An 18,366-nucleotide genomic window follows, 5' to 3' on the forward strand; every position below is an offset into this window, starting at 1 on the left:
CTGCGAGCGGCGCGGATCGCGAGCACGACGTCGATCACGCGGAAATGGGCGCCGCGGCGACGGCGCCGCGCCGCGCGACCATCAGCGACGTGGCGCGTGAAGCCGGCACCGGCAAGACCAGCATCTCGCGCTATCTGAACGGCGAGTTGGGCGTGCTTTCGCCCGATCTGCGCACGCGCATCGAGGCGGCGATCGAGCGGCTCGACTATCGCCCCAACCAGATGGCGCGCGGGCTCAAGCGCGGCCGCAACCGTCTGCTCGGCCTGCTGATCGCCGATCTCGCCAATCCCTATTCGGTGGAGATTCTGCAGGGCGTGGAAGAGGCGTGTCACGCGCTCGGCTACATGCCGCTCATCTGCCACGCGGCGAACGAAATCGACATGGAGCGGCGCTATCTTCAGCTGCTCACCACATATCGCGTGGAAGGCGTGATCGTCAACGCACTCGGCGTGCGCGAATCGATGTTGAAACCCGTGGGCAGCGGCGGCATTCCGGCCGTGCTGATCGACCGTACCGTCGACGGCCTCGATGCGGACATGGTCGGCCTCGACAACGCGGCGGCCGTGCGCCTCGGCACGGAGCATCTGCTTGCGCGCGGCTACGACGACATCGTGTTCGTCGTGCAGCCGTTCGAACAGGTGAGTTCGCGGCGCGAGCGCGAAACGGCGTTTCGCGAGTCGATGCAGGCGACGAAAGGCGCGGCGCGTGGCCTCACCCACGTGCTCGATCTCCACGACGAAGCCGCCGTGCAGGCCGCGCTCGCGACGCTAGACGCCCACGTGGCCCGGGCGCTCGCGCACGGTGCGCGGTGCGCTTTGTTCGCGGCCAACGCGCCGGTGGCGCTGCGCCTCGCCCTGCATCTGAAAGCGGCGCTCGGCGCGCAGTGGCAGCAGCGCGTGGCGCTCCTTGCCATCGACGATCCGGAGTGGGCCGAACTTGCCGGCATTACGACGATCCGCCAGCCTACGCGCGCGATCGGCTATCGCGCGGTGGAGTTTCTGCACGAGCGCATCGAGGGCGCGGCGCCCAGGGCGCGCGCGGCGGCGTTCGAGGGCGAACTGGTGGTGAGGGCTTCGACGCTGGGGTGAGCACGGCGCGATTGCTGGTCTCTTGCGCAGTCAGGACTGCGCGCAGGCGCCGATATCTGCGATCATTCGGGCTGCGGCGCGCGCGTGCGTGCCGAACGTCATAAGGAAGCCCATGTCCGTAGCTCCGGTCACGCTCGTCTGCCTCTCGCTCGCGACCCTGTTCGTCGCCGCCTTGCCCATATCGCTGTATCGCCGGCTGCGCGGGCCGTTCGCGCTCGACTGGCGCGATACGATCACGGGCGTCGCCATCTTCGCGTTGTTCGCGGCCGTGATCGAGCGCGCCATCAACGACTACATGCTGCACGGCAACGCCGCCGTCGCGCAGGTCCTTTCGAATCCCGTTTTCTTCGTGCTATACGGGGTGCTCGCGGCTGGCGTGTGCGAGGAGGTCGGGCGCTATATCGCCATGCGGCTCATCGCGCGCCGCAGTGCAGGCAAGCCCAACGCACCCGCTGACAGCGCGGCGTTCGGCTACGGCATCGGCCATGCGGGCGCGGAGGCGTGGTTCGTCGGCGTGCTCGTGCAATTGCAATGGATCGTGTTCGCGGTGCTCGCGAATCGCGGCGATCTCGACGAGCATCTCTCCAATCTCACGATGGACTCGGTCTTGCGCGTGCATCTGATCCTCGCTAGCCTTTCGCCGCTGTTCGCGGGCGTGTTCGCGCTAGAGCGCACGGCCGCGTTCGTGTTCCAGATCGGTTTGTCGGTGCTGATGTGGCGCGGCGTGCGCGCGGGATGGAAGGGGATTTTGCCGCTCGCGATCCTCGTGCACGCGCTCATCGACGTGCCTGCCGCGATGTACCAGGCGCATCTCGTGCCGCTCGTGGCCGTGGACGGTTTGTATGTGGTGGCAGCCGTAGTGGTCGCCGTCGTGCTTTTCAGGACGTGCCGCCCGCAGCCGCGCGTCACACGCGCGGCGTGAGTGTGCGCGTCTCACTTCTTTTTTCTGGCGTCAATGGAAGCCTATCTGTTTGAATGCGCGAGCCCCGAATTCGACGAGCTCGCCCGCGTGATCGCCGACATCTTTCCCGAGCAGACGCGCTTTGCCGAAGAGCCGAACGAAAACGGCGCGCCGCAACTGGTCGTGCACTGGGTAGCGATGCGCTTCGGCTCGAAAGCGCGCCGCATGGCGCTCACGGTGGCAGTCGCTCCCGCCCCGCTCGCACGCTATCGCGCATTGCCGCCGCGGCTGCGCGGGCGCAGCTTCGCGGTGTTGCGAGCCTACGTGGAGGCGACGATCGAATCGCTCGAGGAACAGCACGCGAAGGGCGAAGACGTGCCGCGCGAGGTGACGATCGCGCTGGACGAAGAATTTGCGTAAAACGCTTGCTGGAAGCGCATTTGCTTGAAGCGATGGGCGCACTGCGCCCAGTCTGCGTTGCGCCGGGATTCAGTCGGCGAGCTTGTAGACCTTGGCGAAACGTGCGGCCTGCACGACGCCATAGTCGCCGGGTGCGTATTGCATGACCCAGTCGCCAGCCACGCCGCTGAGCCGGTCGCCGCCGGCAGAACGCACGAGCGTGAACGGCTCGTCCATGCGCCTTGCGAGCACCACGACCTGGTGGTTGCGATACGCGCCTGCGTGGCCATGGGCGAGGGTGTCGCTCGCCGGCAGGTACTTCGCATCGAACCGGTCGCGCGAGACGACCCAGCGATCGCCGGTCGAACCGGTGATGATCGCGTCGCCGGGCGCATAGCGGTTCGGGCCTTCCAGGCTCATCAGCTCGCCGGCAACGGCTGCGAACTCCACGCTCACGGTCTCGTCCTTGACGACGCGCTGTGCGGCGGGATCGACACGCAGGTCGAGTTGGGTCAGTTCAATCATGGCGGCGGCAGCGGACGGTCTTCGCAAAAAACGGCTCTCAAAGAAGCGACGGCCGGGCAGTTTCGCCGGCCGTCGCGCGGTCCGCAAGGGTACCCTGGATCGGGCCGGTGCGCACGCATGGGAGCGCGGCCCGATTCGCAGGTGCGCCTTACTCTGTCTTACTGCGCGGCCGGCGTGCTGGCCGCTTCGGTGTCGCTGGCTGCGTCGCCCGCGGACGGCTTGGCCTTGCCCTTGTGCTTCATATGGCCCGGCTTGCCCGACGGGCCGTGCTCATTGCCGTGGCGGAAGGACTGATCGGCGAGCTTCTTCTGTTCCGGCGAGAGGCTCGTGTAGAGCGGCTCGAACGCCGAGACCAGCTTCTGCATGTCGTCCGCGTGCGCCTGGGCGATCTGCGCGTACTGCTTCATGTCGTCGAGCGCGTTGCGCGAACTTTCGCTCTCCGCACGCTGCTTGAAGAGATTCGCCATGGTCTCGCCATTGCTGCGCATGGTGTCGGCGAACGTCTTCCATTGCGGCTCTTGCTCGGGCGTGATCTTGAGCTGCGTATGCAGCCACGTGATGCGCTCCTCGACGCGCTGCTGATGCTGCGCGGCGCGCACGTCGGCGCTCGATGCGGCCGCAGCGGTTGCCGAAGCGGCCGGGGCGGCGCTTTGCGCAAACGCGCCGCTCATCGAGAGCGAGGCGGCAAGGATGACGAAAGCTTTCTTCATTGTGACTCCTTGGATCATTTCGTAGCGGGTAGCATGGCCAGAACGGCTGCAGGCGCTATTAGTACCACGTTCTCTCTTCGCCACGCCCCGGCTGCGACACTTGCTTACAAACGAAACGCGTGGAAATACCCGTCGCGCATGACCTGACTCGCGCGCCGCCCGGCGTCCTCACCGCGCGCGATAATGACGCCGTTCAAACTTTCCACCCAGACCGCCGCCCGATGAGACCTCCGCGCCTCGATCAACTCGACGACCTCGACCGCAGCCTCGTCGCGCTGCTGCAGGAAAACGCACGCGATAGCGTCGCGAATCTCGCGCGGCGCCTGGGCGTCGCGCGCACCACAGTGCTTGCGCGCATCGAGCGGCTCGAACGCACGCAGGTGATCGCCGGCTACGGCGTACGCCTCGGCCAGGATGTGCTCGACGCGAGCCTGCAGGCGTGGGTCGGGCTCATCATCGCGCCACGTCATGGGCCTGATGTGCAAAAGCGCCTCGGCAAGATGCCCGAAGTGCAATTGCTGTGCGCGGTGAGCGGCGAGTACGACTACGTGGCGTGGCTGCGCGCCGATTCGCCCGACCGCCTCAACGATCTGCTCGACCAGATTGGCGGCATGCCCGGCGTGGAGCGCACAACCACGTCGATTGTGCTTGCGCGCAAGGTCGATCGCGGCTCGGTGACGGGCTGAAACGCGAGCCGGATCTTGGCCGAACGGCGAGGCGTTCGCCATCCGAAATGGGAGCTTTCGTCATTTCGACGAAAACCTTCGTCATAACGACGAAAACCGAGTTCGAATCGCATCGTTTTGCGCCTATGAACCGTATTCGTCTCTCCCTAGACTGTGTCTGAGCGGGCGCTGCCCATCCCCAAGCATAGAAAACCAAAGGAGATGACACATGAAAGTTGCGATTGCAGGCGCCGGCCTGATCGGCCACACCATTGCCCACATGCTGCGTGAGAGCGGCGACTACGAAGTCGCGGCGTTCGACCGCGATGCGAAAGCGCTCGAGCCGCTTGCGGCGCAGGGCATCCCCACCGCGCGTGTCGATTCCGGCGACGCCGCCGCGCTGCGCGGCGCGCTGGAAGGCTACGACGTGCTGATCAACGCGCTGCCGTATTACCTCGCGGTGAACGTCGCCTCGGCGGCGAAGGGCGCAGGCGTCCACTACTTCGACCTGACCGAGGACGTGCGCGCGACCCACGCGATCCGCGCGCTGGCCGAGGACGCCGATCACGTCTTCATGCCGCAGTGTGGTCTCGCGCCTGGCTTCATCGGCATTGCGGCCCATGCGCTAGCGAGCCGCTTCACCGAGATCCGCGACGTCAAGATGCGCGTGGGCGCGCTGCCGCAGTTCCCCACCAACGCGCTCAAGTACAACCTCACGTGGAGCGTGGACGGTCTCATCAACGAGTATTGCCAGCCGTGCGAAGCGATCCGCGAAGGCCGCACGCAGTGGGTGCAGCCGCTCGAAGGCCTCGAGCATTTCTCGCTCGACGGCGTGGAGTACGAGGCCTTCAATACCTCGGGCGGTCTGGGCACGCTCTGCGAGACGCTTTCGGGCAAGGTCGAGTCGCTCGACTACAAGTCGGTGCGTTATCCGGGTCATCGCGCGCTCATGCAGTTCCTGCTCGAAGACCTGCGCCTGTCCAGCGACCGCGACACGCTCAAGTCCATCATGCGCCGCTCGGTGCCTGCCACGGAGCAGGATGTCGTGCTGATCTTCATGACGGTGACCGGCATGCGCGACGGCAAGCTCGTGCAGGAAGTGTTCACGCGCAAGATCTTCGCAAAGACGGTGTGCGGCGTGCCCATGAGCGCGATCCAGATCACCACGGCCGGCGCCATGTGCGCGGTGCTCGACCTGTTCCGCGAAAAACGTCTGCCGCAAGCCGGGTTCGTGCGCCAGGAGCAGGTGTCGCTCCAGCAGTTCCTCGCGAACCGTTTCGGTCAGGTGTACGAAGGCGCGACGCTCGACAGCCGCGCGAAGGTGGCGGCCTGAAAGCTCAGGTCGATGCCGTTGCCGACACGATGCCCTCGAGCAAGGCGTCGTAGTTGGCCGCGGCCGGCGCGCTGGTGTCGAAGAGAAGAAGGCCGTCGAGCTGCGCGCCCGACGGCATGAAGCGCCGCTGCCGGTATTCGTCCCAGTGCGCAAGCTTGTAGGCGTCGATCGGATGGGCGCGCGCGACGATGCGCGCGTGCGCCGTTTCCTCGCTCGTATGCACCCACACCACGCTGATCCCCACTTCCTGACCGACGCCGAGCCACTCGCGGTCGAACAGCTTGCGCTCGCGCACTTCGCGCGATAGCGGGCCGACCACGAGCGCGCTCACGCCAAGCTCGAGGTTTTCGCGGGCGGTGTCGATGAGCCCCCGGTACTCGGGTTCGCGAAAATGCTGCAGGAAAAGCGGGCTGTCGCGATCGTTCGGGTCGTGCGTGAGTGCGTCCATCGCGGCGGCGCTATAGCTGCCGTAGAGCGTGTCCTTGTCGAGCAGGCAAAACGGCTCGCCGGTCTCGCGGGCGAGCGGGGCAAAGAGGCGTTTGGCGAGCGACGTCTTGCCGGCGCCGGCGTGGCCGCAGAAGAACACCAGTCTTGTCACGGGCGGCATGCCTCGCCGTGTTGTGTGCCGGCGTCTGCCGAAGGCGCGTTTTTCGGGGCGGTTTGCCCGGGCTCGTGTCCGTTCAGGAATGTGTCGTTGGCGTCGAGCCCCATCGCGTTGATGATGCCAAAGATGCCTGTGATCCACGAGCGGTACCACATGGCCGCTGCCTCCTCTTTGTGCCGGTTGCGCGCGCTGCCGCGCATTCCCCAAAGCATATAACAACGATGATCGATCCGGCGCCCGTGCGGATATGATGGGCGCGAACCAGCAGCCAGGCTCCGAAAGGGGGAAAGCGCCCATGCCGCCTTTGCCGTCGCGCAGATCGATTGCGAGTCTCGCCGCCGCCGTCACGGTGGTCGCCGCGTTCGCACTCGGCGGCTGCGCCGAGGAGCAGCCGCAGCCCATGCCGTTCAAGCCCGTGCCGGCCGAACGCATCCTGAAGTCCGGCTGCACCGAACCGGGCGAGGGCCTCGTCGCCGTGGACGTGCGCCGCGAGCGCACCCGCAACGTCATCGTCAAATTCCGCGACGCGCCGGTCTACATCGATGGCGAGCGCGTGACCGATCTCATGGACGGCGAGCACGTCACGCTCTACCTGAAGCCCGGCGTGCACCGCATCGCCGTGACGACGCAGTTCGATCCCGTGATCGAGCTGCGCTTGCTCGTCGATGCGCGCTACACCAACCGCGCGAGTGTCGCATTCGACAAGGATGGCCGCATCGGGATCCGCCGCGTCGCGCAGTAGGCCGCCCGCCAGTCGCAACCGCCGTTGCGCGGCGGGCACGTGCAGTGCTCCCGCACGCCAGTCAGGCCCCGTCAGGCGGGGCGCGCCGCACGGGCATCCCGTCCGGACGCCGCCGCTCGGCGCAACCCCTTACACTTGGCAACCGGTGCAACTCGAAGCGGCGCGGGAGCGACCCGCCGCGCGGAAGAAAAGGAACATGCTAATCAACTGCGCCGCGTATCAAGGCGGCAAGAAACTGGCCGACGTCACCGTCGAAGCCATCAGCGACTATCTGGCGAAGCCCGAGTGTTTCGTCTGGGTCGCGCTCAAGGATCCCGACGCCGGCGAAATGGCGGCGATGAAGGAGGAGTTCGGCCTGCATTCGCTCGCCATCGAAGACGTGATGAACGGCAACCAGCGGCCGAAGATCGAGGAATACGGCGACACGCTCTTTTGCGTGCTCCACACGCTCGAACTCGACGACGACGGCGAAGTCATCACAGGCCAGGTGAACGTATTCGCCGGCCCCAATTTCGTGCTCTCGGTGCGCCACCGCGCGCAGCAGGGTTTCACCGACGTTCGCGCGCGCTGCGAGCGCGAGCCCGAATTGCTGCGCGAAGGCTCCGGGTTCGTGCTCTATGCGCTCATGGACAGCGTGGTCGACCGCTACGCGCCGGTGCTCGAAACGCTCTCTGCCGAAATCGAGCAACTGGAGGACCGCATCTTCGATAAGCACGACCTCGCGGGCTCGCGGGCGATCATCGAGGATCTCTATTCGCTCAAGCGCCGTCTCGTGATCCTCGCGCATCACGTCACGCCGCTCGTCGATGCCGTCGGCAAGCTCGTGGGCGGCCGCATTCCGCAGATCTGCGTGGGCATGCAGGCGTACTACCGCGACGTTTCCGACCATCTCGTGCGCGTGTCCAACATGATCGACGCCCGCCGCGAAATGATCGTCACGGCCATCCAGGTGAACCTCGGCATGATCTCGCTCGCGGAGAACGAGGTGACCAAGCGGCTAGGTTCGTTCGCCGCGCTCTTCGCCGTGCCGACGATGATCGCGGGCATCTACGGCATGAATTTCGAGCACATTCCGGAGCTGCACTTCAGGTTTGGCTACCAGATCTGCCTCGCCGCCATGCTCGTGCTCGATATCTTCCTGTTTTTCCTGTTTCGTCGTATTAACTGGCTCTAAGGCCGGCTCTGCGGCGGGGCGGGCGTTGCTGCGGCGCCGCATCAGCGGCAGCAACGCCAGTGACAGAGGGAAGTTGACATCGTTCAGCGCCTGCGCCGAGAATGGGCCGGCAGAAAACGTTTGCGCATAACCAGAAAGCAGGACCCAGCCGGGTCCGACAAACCGGAGACTTCCAGAAATGAACTCCCGCATTCGCCGCCGCATCCTCCTCGCCGCCAGCGCGCTCGCCACGACCGCCGTAACAGGCGCTTTGCCGCTCGCGGCCCGCGCCCAGGCGCCTCACAAGCCGAAGGTCGCGCTCGTCATGAAGTCGCTCGCCAACGAGTTTTTCCTCACCATGGAGACCGGCGCGAAGGACTATCAGAAGCACAACGCCGACCAGTTCGATCTCATCACCAACGGCATCAAGAACGAGACCGACACGGCCGCGCAAATCCAGATCGTCGAGCAGATGATCGTCTCGAAGGTCGACGCCATCGTGCTCGCGCCCGCCGACTCCAAGGCGCTCGTGCCCGTCGTGAAGAAGGCGGTGGACGCGGGCATCATCGTCGTGAACATCGACAACAAGCTCGACTCCGACGTGCTCAAGTCCAAGGACCTGAACGTGCCGTTCGTCGGCCCGGACAACCGCAAGGGCGCCCGCCTCGTGGGTGACTACCTCGCCAAGCGCCTGAAGTCGGGCGACCAGGTGGGCATCGTCGAGGGCGTCTCCACCACGACCAACGCGCAGCAGCGCACCGCGGGCTTCAAGGACGCGATGGACGCCGTGGGCGCGAAGATCGTCTCGACGCAGTCGGGCGAATGGGAGATCGACAAGGGCAATGCCGTCGCCTCCGCCATGCTCAATGAATACCCGGACATCAAGGCGCTCCTGTGCGGCAACGACAACATGGCGATCGGCGCCGTGTCGGCCGTGCGCGCAGCGGGCAAGCAGGGCAAGGTGTACGTGGTCGGCTACGACAACATCGGCGCCATCAAGCCCATGCTCAAGGACGGCCGCGTGCTCGCCACCGCCGACCAGTACGCGGCGAAACAGGCCGTGTTCGGCATCGACACGGCCCTGAAGGCGCTCAAGGAGCACAAGAAGCAGTCGGAGCTGTCGGGCATCGTCGAAACGCCCGTGGTGCTCGTCACGAAGTAAGCGCTGCCCGCAGGCGCCATGCCGTGGTGCGGCGGTATTTGCGTGCGCAACGTAATAAGCGCTCAAGAATCTCGCCGCGCAGCCGTTATTTGTACCGGGATGGCCGCATGGGCGGCCGTCTTCCGCTGTGCGGCGTATCGCTGCCCAGTGCGCCGTTCGAGGCACGCTCTACCGGAGCGTGCGGCGGCGGTGCGGACCCGCAGTATCCGGGCGGCGCGACTCACCGGTTGAACCCGGCGGCGCGGCTCGCGACTACAGGATCGTGATGGATGCAAATGTCCCCGACGTAGCGTCCCCTGCGCCCGCCGTGCTTACGGTGACGGGCGTCGGGAAGACCTACGAGCAGCCGGTGCTCGCCGACGTCAGCCTCGCGCTGCACGCCGGCGAAGTGCTTGCGCTCACGGGGGAAAACGGCGCGGGCAAGAGCACGCTCTCGAAGATCGTGAGCGGCCTCACGGCGCCGAGTGCGGGCAGCATGACGATGATGGGCCTGGCCTACGCTCCGGCGAGCCGCCGCGAAGCCGAGGCGCGCGGCGTGCGCATGGTCATGCAGGAGCTGAACCTGCTGCCCACGCTCACTGTTGCCGAGAACCTGTTTCTGGACCGCCTGCCGCAGTCGGGGCCGCTGCGGTTCGGCTGGATCGATCGCCGGCGGCTGCGTGACGACGCGCGGGCCGCGATGGCTCAGGTCGGGCTCGAGGCGATCGACCCCGATACGCCGGTCGGGGAGCTGGGTATCGGGCATCAGCAGCTCGTGGAGATCGCGCGCAACCTGATCGGCAGCGCCGCTGGTGCCGATGGTGCCAGTGGTGCCGATGGCGGCGACATGCGCGTGCTGATCCTCGACGAGCCGACGGCCATGCTCACGGCCCGCGAGGTCGAGCTGCTGTTCGAGCAGATCGCGCGCCTGAAGGCGCGCGGCGTGGCGATCGTCTACATCTCGCACCGGCTCGAAGAACTCGAGCGCATCGCGCAGCGCGTCGCGGTGCTGCGCGACGGCAAGCTCGTGCGGGTGGACGCCATGGCCAACCTCACGCCCGAGCGCATCGTCGCGCTGATGGTGGGGCGCGAGCTTGGCGAGCGCATCGATCTCGGGCAGCGGCGCATCGGCGCGCCGCTCCTGAAGGTGGAGGGGCTCACGCGCGCGAAGGCCGTGCGCGACGTGTCGTTCGAAGTGCGCGCAGGCGAGATTTTCGGCGTGTCGGGGCTGATCGGCGCGGGCAGAACGGAGCTGATGCGGCTCATCTACGGCGCCGACCGCATGGAGCGCGGCACGGTGGCGCTGGCGCCCACGCCGGGCGCGGCGCCGCAGCCGGTGCAGATCGCCTCGCCCGCCGATGCGGTTAAGCTTGGCATCGCGCTCATCACCGAGGACCGCAAGGGCGAAGGCCTGCTGCTGCCGCAGCCGCTCGCCGCAAACGTGACGCTCGGCAACGTGGCCGCGGTGTCGCGCTACGGCGTGGTGGACGCGGCGCGCGAGAACACGCTGGCGCGCACGCAGATCGACGCGCTGCGAATCCGCGCATCCGGACCCGCGCAGCCGGTGGGCGAGCTGTCGGGCGGCAACCAGCAGAAGGTGGTGATCGGCCGCTGGCTCGCGCGCGACATTACCCAGTCGATGCGCGTCGTGCTGTTCGACGAGCCCACGCGCGGAATCGACGTCGGCGCGAAGTTCGACATCTACGCGCTGATGAGCGCGCTCGCGCGCGAAGGCCGGGCGCTCGTGGTGGTGTCGAGCGACCTGCGCGAGCTGATGCTGATCTGCGACCGCATCGGCGTGATGTCGGCGGGGAAGATGACGGCCATCTACGGTCGCGACGAGTGGAGCCAGGACAAGCTGCTCGCCGCCGCCTTCGCGGGGCTGCGCGCCGAGGATGCGCTGGTCGCGAACGCGTGCGATCTGCCGAAGATGGGCGACGTGCCGCCACCCGTAGACACGCGCAAGCCGCAGGAACGAAACGACGGCCCACGAGGGAGCGCTTCATGACGAACGACCCGTTGCGCGGGCAACCGTCGCCGCAGGGCGACGAAAGCGGTGGGCGTACCGGTTCGGCCAAAATCGCGCCGGGCGCTGCGCCAGTGTCGGCGCCGCATGCGATGCAGGCGAGCGGCAAGCCCGTCGGCACGCGCTTCGGCTTTTCGAATTACCTGGGCCTCGCGCTCGCGCTGATCGCGATGATCGTGTTGTTCTCGCTGCTGAGTTCACACTTCCTCACCTACGATACGTTCAGCACGATCGCGAACCAGATACCCGATCTCGTGGTGATGGCCGTGGGCATGACCTTCGTGCTGATCATCGCGGGCATCGATCTTTCGGTGGGCTCGGTGCTCGCGCTCGGCGCTTCGGTGGTGAGCGTGGCGTCGCTCAAGTGGGGCTGGGGCGCGCTGCCGGCGGCACTGCTCGGCCTCCTCGCCGCGGCGGCCACGGGCACGCTCACGGGCGCGGTGACGGTGGGCTGGCGCATCCCGTCGTTCATCGTCTCGCTCGGCGTGCTCGAAGCGGCGCGCGGGCTCGCGTACCAGATGACGAATTCGCGCACGGCGTATATCGGCGACGCGTTCGACTTTCTCTCGAACCCGATCGCATTCGGCATTTCACCTGCGTTCCTGATCGCGGTCGCGGTGATGGTGATCGCGCAGCTCACGCTGACGCGCACGGTGTTCGGACGGTATCTGATTGGTATCGGTACCAACGAGGAAGCGGTGCGCCTGGCGGGCGTCGATCCGCGGCCGTACAAGGTGATCGTGTTCGCGCTGATGGGCGCGCTTTCCGGACTCGCTGCGCTGTTCCAGATTTCGCGCCTCGAAGCCGCGGATCCGAACGCGGGCGTGGGGCTGGAACTGCAGGTGATCGCTGCCGTGGTGATCGGCGGCACGAGCCTGATGGGCGGGCGCGGTTCGGTCATCAGCACGTTCTTCGGCGTGCTGATCATCTCGGTGCTGGCCGCGGGGCTCGCGCAGATCGGCGCGAACGAGCCAACCAAACGGATCATCACCGGTGCGGTGATCGTCGTGGCGGTCGTGCTCGACACGTACCGCAGCAGGCGAAGTCGCAGAGGCAGCAGGGCATAACAATTTTTTCGAGGGCGCGGTCCGCAACGCAGCGCGGGCCGGCGGAAATGACCGGGGAAGCGACGCCAGACCAAACCAACAACGGGCGCGCAGAGAGCCGGCAGCAACAGGGCAGCAAAAAAGCAGGAGCAACATAAATATGGCGACGATCAAGGATGTGGCCGCCGTGGCGGGGGTATCTTTCACGACGGTGTCGCATGTGGTGAACAATTCGCGTCCGGTGTCGGCGGACGTGCGGGCCAAGGTCGAGCGTGCGATCCGCGACCTGAACTACGTGCCGTCGGCGGTGGCGCGCTCGCTCAAGGCGCGTGCCACGGCGACCGTGGGACTGCTCGTGCCGAACGGCACCAACCCGTATTTCGCGGAGCTTGCGCGCGGCGTCGAGGACGCCTGCGCGCGCAAGGGCTACTGTGTGTTCTTCTGCAACTCCGACGACGACCCGGCCAAGCAGCGCAGCTACCTGCGCGTGCTGCAGGAAAAGCGCATCGACGGCCTCATCGTCGCCTCGGCCGGCGACGACGCCGTGCTGGCCTCGACGCTCGCCGATACGCGCGAGCCGATCGTCGTCATCGACCGCAACATCGAGGGACTCGACGCCGATCTCGTGCAGATCGACCACGAGCGCGGCGCCTGGCTCGCCACGCGGCATCTGCTCGAACTCGGGCACTCGCGCATTGGCTGCATCACCGGGCCGGTGACGACCGCGGTGAGCGCAATGCGCATGCACGGCTTCCTGCGCGCCATGTCGGAGCGGGGCGTGGAGATCGCGCCGGGGGCGATCGTCGAAAGCGACTTTTCCGGGGCGGGCGGTTACCGCGCGGCGGCGCAACTGTTCGACAGCGTGCGGCCGACGGCGATCTTCGCCGGCAACGACATGATGGGCATTGGCGCCTTGCGCGCGGCCGCCGAGCGCGGCTTGCGCGTGCCGGGCGACTGCTCGATCATCGGCTTCGACGATATCGAGCTTGGCAACTTCACCTGGCCCGCGCTCTCGACGGTCGGCCAGCCGGCGCGTGCGCTCGGCGACATGGCGGCGCTCACGCTGATCGAGCGCATTGCGAACGCCCGCGAGGAAGGCGCGAGGGCGCGGCGGCGCGTCATGCCGCCTACGCTGTTCGCTCGCGAATCGACGGGGCCCTGGGTCGGTGCCGCGGAATACGCGCCGCTCGCGGCCTGAGGCAGGGTAGCCGTAGCGAAGGCGCATGCCATCGAGGAGGCATCGTGACGACTGACGCAACCAGGCCGACCTACGCACGCGCTCGCGTGGCCGTGGTCGGCAGTCTGAACATGGATCTCGTTGCGCGTGCGCCGCGCTTGCCGGCTCCCGGCGAGACGCTCGCGGGCCATGCGTTTTCGCAGGTGGCCGGCGGCAAGGGCGGCAACCAGGCCGTGGCCGCGGCGCGCCTGGGCGCTCAGGTGGCGATGGTTGGCCGGGTCGGCGCGGACAGCAACGGCGAGGTGTTGCGCGCGGGGTTGATGACAGAAGGTATCGACTGCGGCGCGCTCGAAACGTCGCCTGGCGCGCCGACCGGCGTGGCGCTGATCATCGTCGACGACGCGAGCCAGAACGCCATCGTCATCGTGGCCGGGAGCAACGGCGAGGTGACGCCCGAAACGATCGCGCGCCATGAAGCCGTGCTCGCGCAGGCCGAGGTCGTGGTCTGCCAGCTCGAAACGCCCGCCGACGCCGTGGCGGCCGCGCTCGCCGCCGCACGGCGCCTGGGCAAGATCACCATCCTCAATCCAGCGCCCGCTACGGGGCCGCTGCCCGCGCAGTGGCTCCCGCTGATCGACTACCTCGTACCGAACGAACTTGAGGTCGCTGCGCTCACCGGCCTGCCCGCGGGCACGCCAGACGAGGCGGCGCGCGCGGCGTCGGCGCTGCGCGAGGCGGGCGCACGCAACGTGCTGGTGACGCTCGGCGCGCAGGGCGTATGCGCGCTGCTCGACGCCGCCGCGCCAGTTCATCTGCCCGCGCCACGCGTCAATGCGGTGGACACGACGGCGGCCGGCGACACTTTCATTGGCGCTCTGGCCGCGCGCCTGGCCGCCGGTGCGCCCGCGCTCGATGCCGTCGCTTTCGCATTGCGTGCCGCGTCGGTTTCCGTGACGCGCGCGGGCGCTCAACCTTCCATTCCCACGCTCGCCGAACTCGCGGGCTGAGCGGATCTGCAGGTATCTGCACGTCTCACAGCCATAAGCCATAGCCGGCCGCGGCGCGGCTTATTCGTGCCGGGCATGGATGCGTTTCGCCGATTCTTCATACCATATACATATTTCAAGACCATGAATCGCTGTGCCGTAAACGCCTGTTAGAGGGATAACTCGATGTCGGGCGTTGGGCCCGACCACACCACAAGCGTTGGGGGAGTCATGGGCAAGGGCATCAGTATCAAGGCGCGCATCGGCATCACAATGGGCTTTCTGGCGACGTTGATCGTCGCGATCAGTGCCGTCGGGCTGCTGGGTCTCACGCGTTCGAATGACGCGTATCGCGAGACTTTCACCGACCAGATGCCCAGTTCGCACGCGGTCAACCTGGCCGAGATCTATGCGGCGCGCGAGCGTCTCGCGCTCGATCGAGCCGCCTTCGAGCTGGGTACCCCCGACGCCGCCGCGACGATCGACCGTGCGCGCATGCTGCGTGGCGTGTCGGACGACTTCTGGAAGAAGTACATGACCTTGCCGCACGACGGCGAGGAAGCGCGCCTCGCCCAGGATGTCGCGGCCCGGCGCGATGCCCTGCACCAGATCGCGGACCAGTTCATGACGACCGTCCAGTCGGGCGACCAGGCGAAGGTCGTGGCGGGCGCCAAGGCGCTCAAGGAGTCCTACGACGGGCTCTCCAAGGCCGACGCCGTGCTCGACAAGTTCCAGATGACGCAAGCGCAGCAGGGCTTCGACGACGCCCAGGCGGCGTTCTCGCAACTGCGCATTGCGAGCCTCGCGGCGCTGCTCGTGGGCATCGGCGCGGCCGCCTATTCGTTCTTCTCGCTGCGCCGCGCCATTGCCGAGCCGCTCGGCGAAGCGCTCGGCGCTTTCCACGCGATCGCGGCCGGCGACCTGCGCCGGCCCGTAGTCGTGCGCCGCAACGACGAGATGGGCGAACTGCTGGGCGGCGTCGCGCAGATGCAGCGCAGCCTCACCGAAACGGTGCGCTCGGTGCGCTCGGGCACCGAATCGATCGCCACGGCCACGCGCGAGATCGCAGCGGGCAACCTTGATCTCTCGTCGCGCACCGAAGAGCAGGCTTCTGCGCTCCAGCAAACCGCCTCGAGCATGGAGCAGCTCACGGGCACCGTGAAGCAGAACGCCGATAACGCCCGCCAGGCCAGTGCGCTCGCCGCCAACGCCTCGGAAATCGCCAATAAGGGCAGCTCGGTGGTCAATCAGGTGGTCGGCACGATGGGCGACATCAACGACAGTTCCACGAAGATCGCCGACATCATCACGATCATCGAGGGCATTGCGTTCCAGACCAACATTCTCGCGCTGAATGCGGCCGTCGAAGCGGCGCGCGCGGGCGAGGAAGGGCGCGGCTTCGCCGTGGTGGCGGGCGAGGTGCGCAGCCTCGCGCAGCGTTCGTCGGCGGCGGCCAAGGAGATCAAGGGGCTCATCGACACCTCGGTCGAGCGCGTGCAGGCGGGTTCGGCTCTCGTCGACGAGGCGGGCCGCACGATGACCGAGATCATCGCCGCGGTGCAGCGCGTGACCGACATCATGGGCGAGATCGCGGCGGCTTCGCAGGAGCAGTCGGGCGGTATCGACCAGGTGGCGCGCGCAGTCACGCAGATGGACGAGGTGACCCAGCAGAACGCGGCGCTCGTAGAGGAGGCCGCCGCGGCGGCGCAGTCCCTCGAGGACCAGGCGGGGCGCCTGCGCGAGGCCGTCGCGGTGTTCAATCTGGAAGATGCCGCGGGAGGGGCGGCGCCGGGACAGCCCGTGCGCGCACCCGGCGGGGCGGCTGCCGTGTCCCGGGCTGTCACGCGCCCGGCAGCAGCCGGCGTGACTGCTGCGCCCGCCACGAAGCGCGCGCCGCCCCGCGCTCCGGCTGCTCCCGGCGCCGTCCAACCGGCCGCACGGCCCGCCGCAACCGCGAGAGCGCCCGTCAGCGCGGCGTCGGGTGCCGGTTCGAACGGCGACTGGGAAACCTTCTGACAATCCTCCGATCAGGAGCGCGGGCCGTTCTCGCGCGAGAGCCAGCCGCTGCGCCGCAGCGGCTTTTTTTATGCCTTTGACCCCGTTGTGCGGCCCGGCCGTGCGCCATACGCGCGCCGTTACGGTACATTGTCAGCCGTGTCATCTGCGCGGCCCGGTCGGCGCGCTACACTGCGGCGCCCAGCGGTGCCCGCGAGCGGCATGGTGTTGTGCTGGACCGTTCAGCCCGCGCCGATGTCCGAGCGCGGCCCATACGGGGTGGCGCCGCGAGAGGAAGGACCCGCGCCGCAGCGGCAAGGGAGGGCGCACGGCGCCACGCAGGACGGATTGCGCCGGCATCGAGCGCCGGCGCCGCATGACAGCACAACAAGGAACCCGACATGACGCATGACGATCTCGCGCAACGCCTCGTGAATGCGCGCCGGCATCATCATCTGATCGAAACGCTGGAACCCGAGCGCGTGCCGCCCGACGCGGCCACGGCCTATGCGATCCAGCAGGCGGTGCTCGCCGGGCTCGAGACCACCACGGGCGGCTGGAAGGTGGGCGCGCGCGCCCCGGGCGGACCTGCCTCCGGCGCGCCGATCCCGGCGCCGCTCGTGCACGCCTCGCCGGCGCGCTTCGAGCGCCGCCACTTCTTCCGCGTGCTGGTGGAGCTGGAGATCGCCTTTCGTTTTTCGGAACCGATCGTCCCGCGCGCCGAAGCCTATGCGCGCGACGAGGTGCTAGCGCGCGTCGGCCAGATCCTGCCGGCCATCGAGATCGTCGATAGCCGTTTCGCGCAGTGGCCCAACGTCGCGCCGCTCGCCCAGCTCGCCGATGCGCAGAACAACGGCGCACTCGTGACCGGCCATGCGCTGGCGTACCCAACGCTTGCCCGCGTGTTCGATTTCGTCGCGCCGGAGCTCGAACTGTCGTTCGACGGCGCCTCGCTCGTGCCGGAGGCGCCGGGCAACCCCGCTGGCGATCCGCGCGAGCTGCTGGTCTGGTTCATCAATCATTGCGCCGCGATGGGCATCACGATCGAGCCCGAATGGACCATTACGACGGGTACCTATGTCGGTGCGCACCGTATCGATACACCCGGCCTCCTGCACGGGCACATCGACGGATTGGGTGAAGTCGAAGTCGAGTTCGTCTAGGTCGCCCAAGGGCGCACCATGTAACTGTCGCACCTGTCATATTCGCCCTCACGAACGGCCGCCGCGCACATTGCGCGGCGGCTTTATTTTTTTGTGCGCGTTGTGTGGCTCATGGGTGTAAACCTGGCAACCTGTCACGGGCGCCATTTCCTTCGCGCGTCGTTTGATCGGCGCGGGAAAACCACTACTGCCGACAGGGCCTCGCAGCGTTGATCGCATCTGCGCAAGAATGCGCGGCAGGTCACCGACGATGGTGAAATCGACGCGTAAAACGGGAAAAAATCGCATTGACGCGTGCTCACAACATCTGCGTGTCAGTGCGCAACGTGAGCGCGCTCCGCGGGCTCACGAACAAATCGTAACGAACGGGTGTGCACCGGCGCTGCACTGGTGCGTTTGATGAAGAGGCACTGCGTATGCCGTGGCGCCGCACAGGCCGGATGACAAGGCGAAAAGCCGGTCGAACACCAGGTAAAAAGTGGCTTGCAGCGAATGCCCGGCGCTGAGGTATTGGCCAACACTCAGGCACAGCATCTGGGCGCGAGCATGACCCCGGTCTGAAATTTGCACCAGCAGGGAAGATCATTGTAAGTCGTTGTCTGGCGCCCTCCAAGCGCTCAATAATGCTTAGCTTTAGAGGGCACATCAGGCGCGATTTAACGGTGCGAAAAATTTCAAAAGGGTTTAGGATGAATTTGAGCGATGTCGTTTC

General features: G+C 67.1%; 19 protein-coding genes. 14 read left to right on the top strand and 5 right to left on the bottom strand.

The window, feature by feature from the left end; all coding sequences use genetic code 11:
* Positions 1 to 44: 44 nt before the first annotated feature.
* From M3I53_RS07750 to M3I53_RS07760, 3 genes are all read left to right on the top strand, one after another.
* Positions 45 to 1,088: a LacI family DNA-binding transcriptional regulator gene (locus M3I53_RS07750; protein WP_254315406.1), complete on the top strand. Its 1,044-nt coding sequence runs from the start codon at positions 45 to 47 to the stop codon at positions 1,086 to 1,088.
* A 112-nt stretch (positions 1,089 to 1,200) separates the two neighbouring features.
* On the top strand, positions 1,201 to 2,010 hold the full coding sequence (locus M3I53_RS07755; protein ID WP_254315352.1) for a YhfC family intramembrane metalloprotease: 810 nt from the start codon (positions 1,201 to 1,203) through the stop codon (positions 2,008 to 2,010).
* A gap of 33 nt (positions 2,011 to 2,043) precedes the next feature.
* Positions 2,044 to 2,409 (top strand): DUF3022 domain-containing protein, encoded by a 366-nt coding sequence (locus M3I53_RS07760; protein ID WP_254315353.1) that lies wholly within the window; start codon positions 2,044 to 2,046, stop codon positions 2,407 to 2,409.
* 69 nt (positions 2,410 to 2,478) lie between these two features.
* On the opposite strand, the gene M3I53_RS07765 is transcribed toward M3I53_RS07760, so the two are convergent.
* Positions 2,479 to 2,913, bottom strand: coding sequence for a PGDYG domain-containing protein (locus M3I53_RS07765; RefSeq protein ID WP_254315355.1), 435 nt, complete (start codon positions 2,911 to 2,913; stop codon positions 2,479 to 2,481).
* A 158-nt stretch (positions 2,914 to 3,071) separates the two neighbouring features.
* Entirely contained in the window at positions 3,072 to 3,623 is a 552-nt protein-coding gene (locus M3I53_RS07770; protein WP_254315357.1) for a Spy/CpxP family protein refolding chaperone, read from the bottom strand.
* A 221-nt stretch (positions 3,624 to 3,844) separates the two neighbouring features.
* On the opposite strand from M3I53_RS07770, the gene M3I53_RS07775 reads away from it, so the two are divergent.
* Positions 3,845 to 4,309, top strand: coding sequence for an Lrp/AsnC family transcriptional regulator (locus tag M3I53_RS07775; protein WP_254315359.1), 465 nt, complete (start codon positions 3,845 to 3,847; stop codon positions 4,307 to 4,309).
* A 208-nt stretch (positions 4,310 to 4,517) separates the two neighbouring features.
* Entirely contained in the window at positions 4,518 to 5,621 is a 1,104-nt protein-coding gene (locus tag M3I53_RS07780) for a saccharopine dehydrogenase family protein (RefSeq protein WP_254315360.1), read from the top strand.
* 4 nt (positions 5,622 to 5,625) lie between these two features.
* On the opposite strand, the gene M3I53_RS07785 is transcribed toward M3I53_RS07780, so the two are convergent.
* Together M3I53_RS07785 and M3I53_RS07790 are read right to left on the bottom strand one after the other, a co-directional pair.
* Positions 5,626 to 6,219, bottom strand: a complete 594-nt coding sequence (locus M3I53_RS07785) for an ATP-binding protein (RefSeq protein WP_254315362.1) — start codon at positions 6,217 to 6,219, stop codon at positions 5,626 to 5,628.
* The gene (locus tag M3I53_RS07790) at positions 6,216 to 6,380 is read right to left on the bottom strand and encodes a hypothetical protein (RefSeq protein ID WP_254315363.1); all 165 of its coding nucleotides are present in this window, start codon (positions 6,378 to 6,380) and stop codon (positions 6,216 to 6,218) included. Before M3I53_RS07790 ends, M3I53_RS07785 begins: the two co-directional genes overlap by 4 nt.
* A gap of 140 nt (positions 6,381 to 6,520) precedes the next feature.
* Between M3I53_RS07790 and M3I53_RS07795 the strand changes: the two genes are divergently transcribed.
* From M3I53_RS07795 to M3I53_RS07835, 9 genes are all read left to right on the top strand, one after another.
* The gene (locus M3I53_RS07795; protein WP_254315364.1) at positions 6,521 to 6,967 is read left to right on the top strand and encodes a hypothetical protein; all 447 of its coding nucleotides are present in this window, start codon (positions 6,521 to 6,523) and stop codon (positions 6,965 to 6,967) included.
* Positions 6,968 to 7,163: 196 nt separating this feature from the next.
* Positions 7,164 to 8,141: a magnesium/cobalt transporter CorA gene (gene corA, locus M3I53_RS07800; protein WP_254315365.1), complete on the top strand. Its 978-nt coding sequence runs from the start codon at positions 7,164 to 7,166 to the stop codon at positions 8,139 to 8,141.
* Positions 8,142 to 8,319: 178 nt separating this feature from the next.
* The gene (locus M3I53_RS07805; RefSeq protein WP_254315366.1) at positions 8,320 to 9,282 is read left to right on the top strand and encodes a sugar ABC transporter substrate-binding protein; all 963 of its coding nucleotides are present in this window, start codon (positions 8,320 to 8,322) and stop codon (positions 9,280 to 9,282) included.
* Between the two features lie 265 nt (positions 9,283 to 9,547).
* On the top strand, positions 9,548 to 11,269 hold the full coding sequence (locus M3I53_RS07810; protein ID WP_254315367.1) for a sugar ABC transporter ATP-binding protein: 1,722 nt from the start codon (positions 9,548 to 9,550) through the stop codon (positions 11,267 to 11,269).
* Complete coding sequence (locus tag M3I53_RS07815) at positions 11,266 to 12,354, top strand: ABC transporter permease (protein WP_254315368.1); 1,089 nt, start codon at positions 11,266 to 11,268, stop codon at positions 12,352 to 12,354. The genes M3I53_RS07810 and M3I53_RS07815 overlap by 4 nt, the downstream gene beginning before the upstream one ends.
* Positions 12,355 to 12,493: 139 nt before the next feature.
* Positions 12,494 to 13,531: a LacI family DNA-binding transcriptional regulator gene (locus M3I53_RS07820; protein ID WP_254315369.1), complete on the top strand. Its 1,038-nt coding sequence runs from the start codon at positions 12,494 to 12,496 to the stop codon at positions 13,529 to 13,531.
* A gap of 44 nt (positions 13,532 to 13,575) precedes the next feature.
* Positions 13,576 to 14,517 carry a ribokinase gene (gene rbsK / locus M3I53_RS07825; RefSeq protein ID WP_309249489.1) on the top strand — a complete coding sequence of 314 codons (942 nt, stop codon included), beginning with the start codon at positions 13,576 to 13,578 and terminating at the stop codon, positions 14,515 to 14,517.
* 210 nt (positions 14,518 to 14,727) lie between these two features.
* On the top strand, positions 14,728 to 16,512 hold the full coding sequence (locus M3I53_RS07830) for a methyl-accepting chemotaxis protein (RefSeq protein WP_254315370.1): 1,785 nt from the start codon (positions 14,728 to 14,730) through the stop codon (positions 16,510 to 16,512).
* A 380-nt stretch (positions 16,513 to 16,892) separates the two neighbouring features.
* Positions 16,893 to 17,654 (top strand): 2-keto-4-pentenoate hydratase, encoded by a 762-nt coding sequence (locus M3I53_RS07835; RefSeq protein WP_254315371.1) that lies wholly within the window; start codon positions 16,893 to 16,895, stop codon positions 17,652 to 17,654.
* A 48-nt stretch (positions 17,655 to 17,702) separates the two neighbouring features.
* Here the strand turns inward: M3I53_RS07835 and M3I53_RS07840 are convergent, their stop codons facing one another.
* Positions 17,703 to 17,942: a hypothetical protein gene (locus M3I53_RS07840; RefSeq protein WP_254315372.1), complete on the bottom strand. Its 240-nt coding sequence runs from the start codon at positions 17,940 to 17,942 to the stop codon at positions 17,703 to 17,705.
* Positions 17,943 to 18,366 lie beyond the last annotated feature (424 nt).

This window comes from Paraburkholderia sp. CNPSo 3272, from assembly GCF_024206495.1.
GTDB lineage: Bacteria > Pseudomonadota > Gammaproteobacteria > Burkholderiales > Burkholderiaceae > Paraburkholderia.

Excerpts from the sequence above, each read along its gene's own strand:
- M3I53_RS07750 (WP_254315406.1), top strand. The coding sequence starts at position 45 with ATGGGCGCCGCGGCGACGGCGCCGCGCCGCGCGACCATCAGCGACGTG.
- M3I53_RS07755 (WP_254315352.1), top strand. The coding sequence starts at position 1,201 with ATGTCCGTAGCTCCGGTCACGCTCGTCTGCCTCTCGCTCGCGACCCTG.
- M3I53_RS07760 (WP_254315353.1), top strand. The coding sequence starts at position 2,044 with ATGGAAGCCTATCTGTTTGAATGCGCGAGCCCCGAATTCGACGAGCTC.
- M3I53_RS07765 (WP_254315355.1), bottom strand. The coding sequence starts at position 2,913 with ATGATTGAACTGACCCAACTCGACCTGCGTGTCGATCCCGCCGCACAG.
- M3I53_RS07770 (WP_254315357.1), bottom strand. The coding sequence starts at position 3,623 with ATGAAGAAAGCTTTCGTCATCCTTGCCGCCTCGCTCTCGATGAGCGGC.
- M3I53_RS07775 (WP_254315359.1), top strand. The coding sequence starts at position 3,845 with ATGAGACCTCCGCGCCTCGATCAACTCGACGACCTCGACCGCAGCCTC.
- M3I53_RS07780 (WP_254315360.1), top strand. The coding sequence starts at position 4,518 with ATGAAAGTTGCGATTGCAGGCGCCGGCCTGATCGGCCACACCATTGCC.
- M3I53_RS07790 (WP_254315363.1), bottom strand. The coding sequence starts at position 6,380 with ATGTGGTACCGCTCGTGGATCACAGGCATCTTTGGCATCATCAACGCG.
- M3I53_RS07795 (WP_254315364.1), top strand. The coding sequence starts at position 6,521 with ATGCCGCCTTTGCCGTCGCGCAGATCGATTGCGAGTCTCGCCGCCGCC.
- corA (WP_254315365.1), top strand. The coding sequence starts at position 7,164 with ATGCTAATCAACTGCGCCGCGTATCAAGGCGGCAAGAAACTGGCCGAC.
- M3I53_RS07805 (WP_254315366.1), top strand. The coding sequence starts at position 8,320 with ATGAACTCCCGCATTCGCCGCCGCATCCTCCTCGCCGCCAGCGCGCTC.
- M3I53_RS07810 (WP_254315367.1), top strand. The coding sequence starts at position 9,548 with ATGGATGCAAATGTCCCCGACGTAGCGTCCCCTGCGCCCGCCGTGCTT.
- M3I53_RS07815 (WP_254315368.1), top strand. The coding sequence starts at position 11,266 with ATGACGAACGACCCGTTGCGCGGGCAACCGTCGCCGCAGGGCGACGAA.
- M3I53_RS07820 (WP_254315369.1), top strand. The coding sequence starts at position 12,494 with ATGGCGACGATCAAGGATGTGGCCGCCGTGGCGGGGGTATCTTTCACG.
- M3I53_RS07830 (WP_254315370.1), top strand. The coding sequence starts at position 14,728 with ATGGGCAAGGGCATCAGTATCAAGGCGCGCATCGGCATCACAATGGGC.
- M3I53_RS07835 (WP_254315371.1), top strand. The coding sequence starts at position 16,893 with ATGACGCATGACGATCTCGCGCAACGCCTCGTGAATGCGCGCCGGCAT.
- M3I53_RS07840 (WP_254315372.1), bottom strand. The coding sequence starts at position 17,942 with ATGCGATTTTTTCCCGTTTTACGCGTCGATTTCACCATCGTCGGTGAC.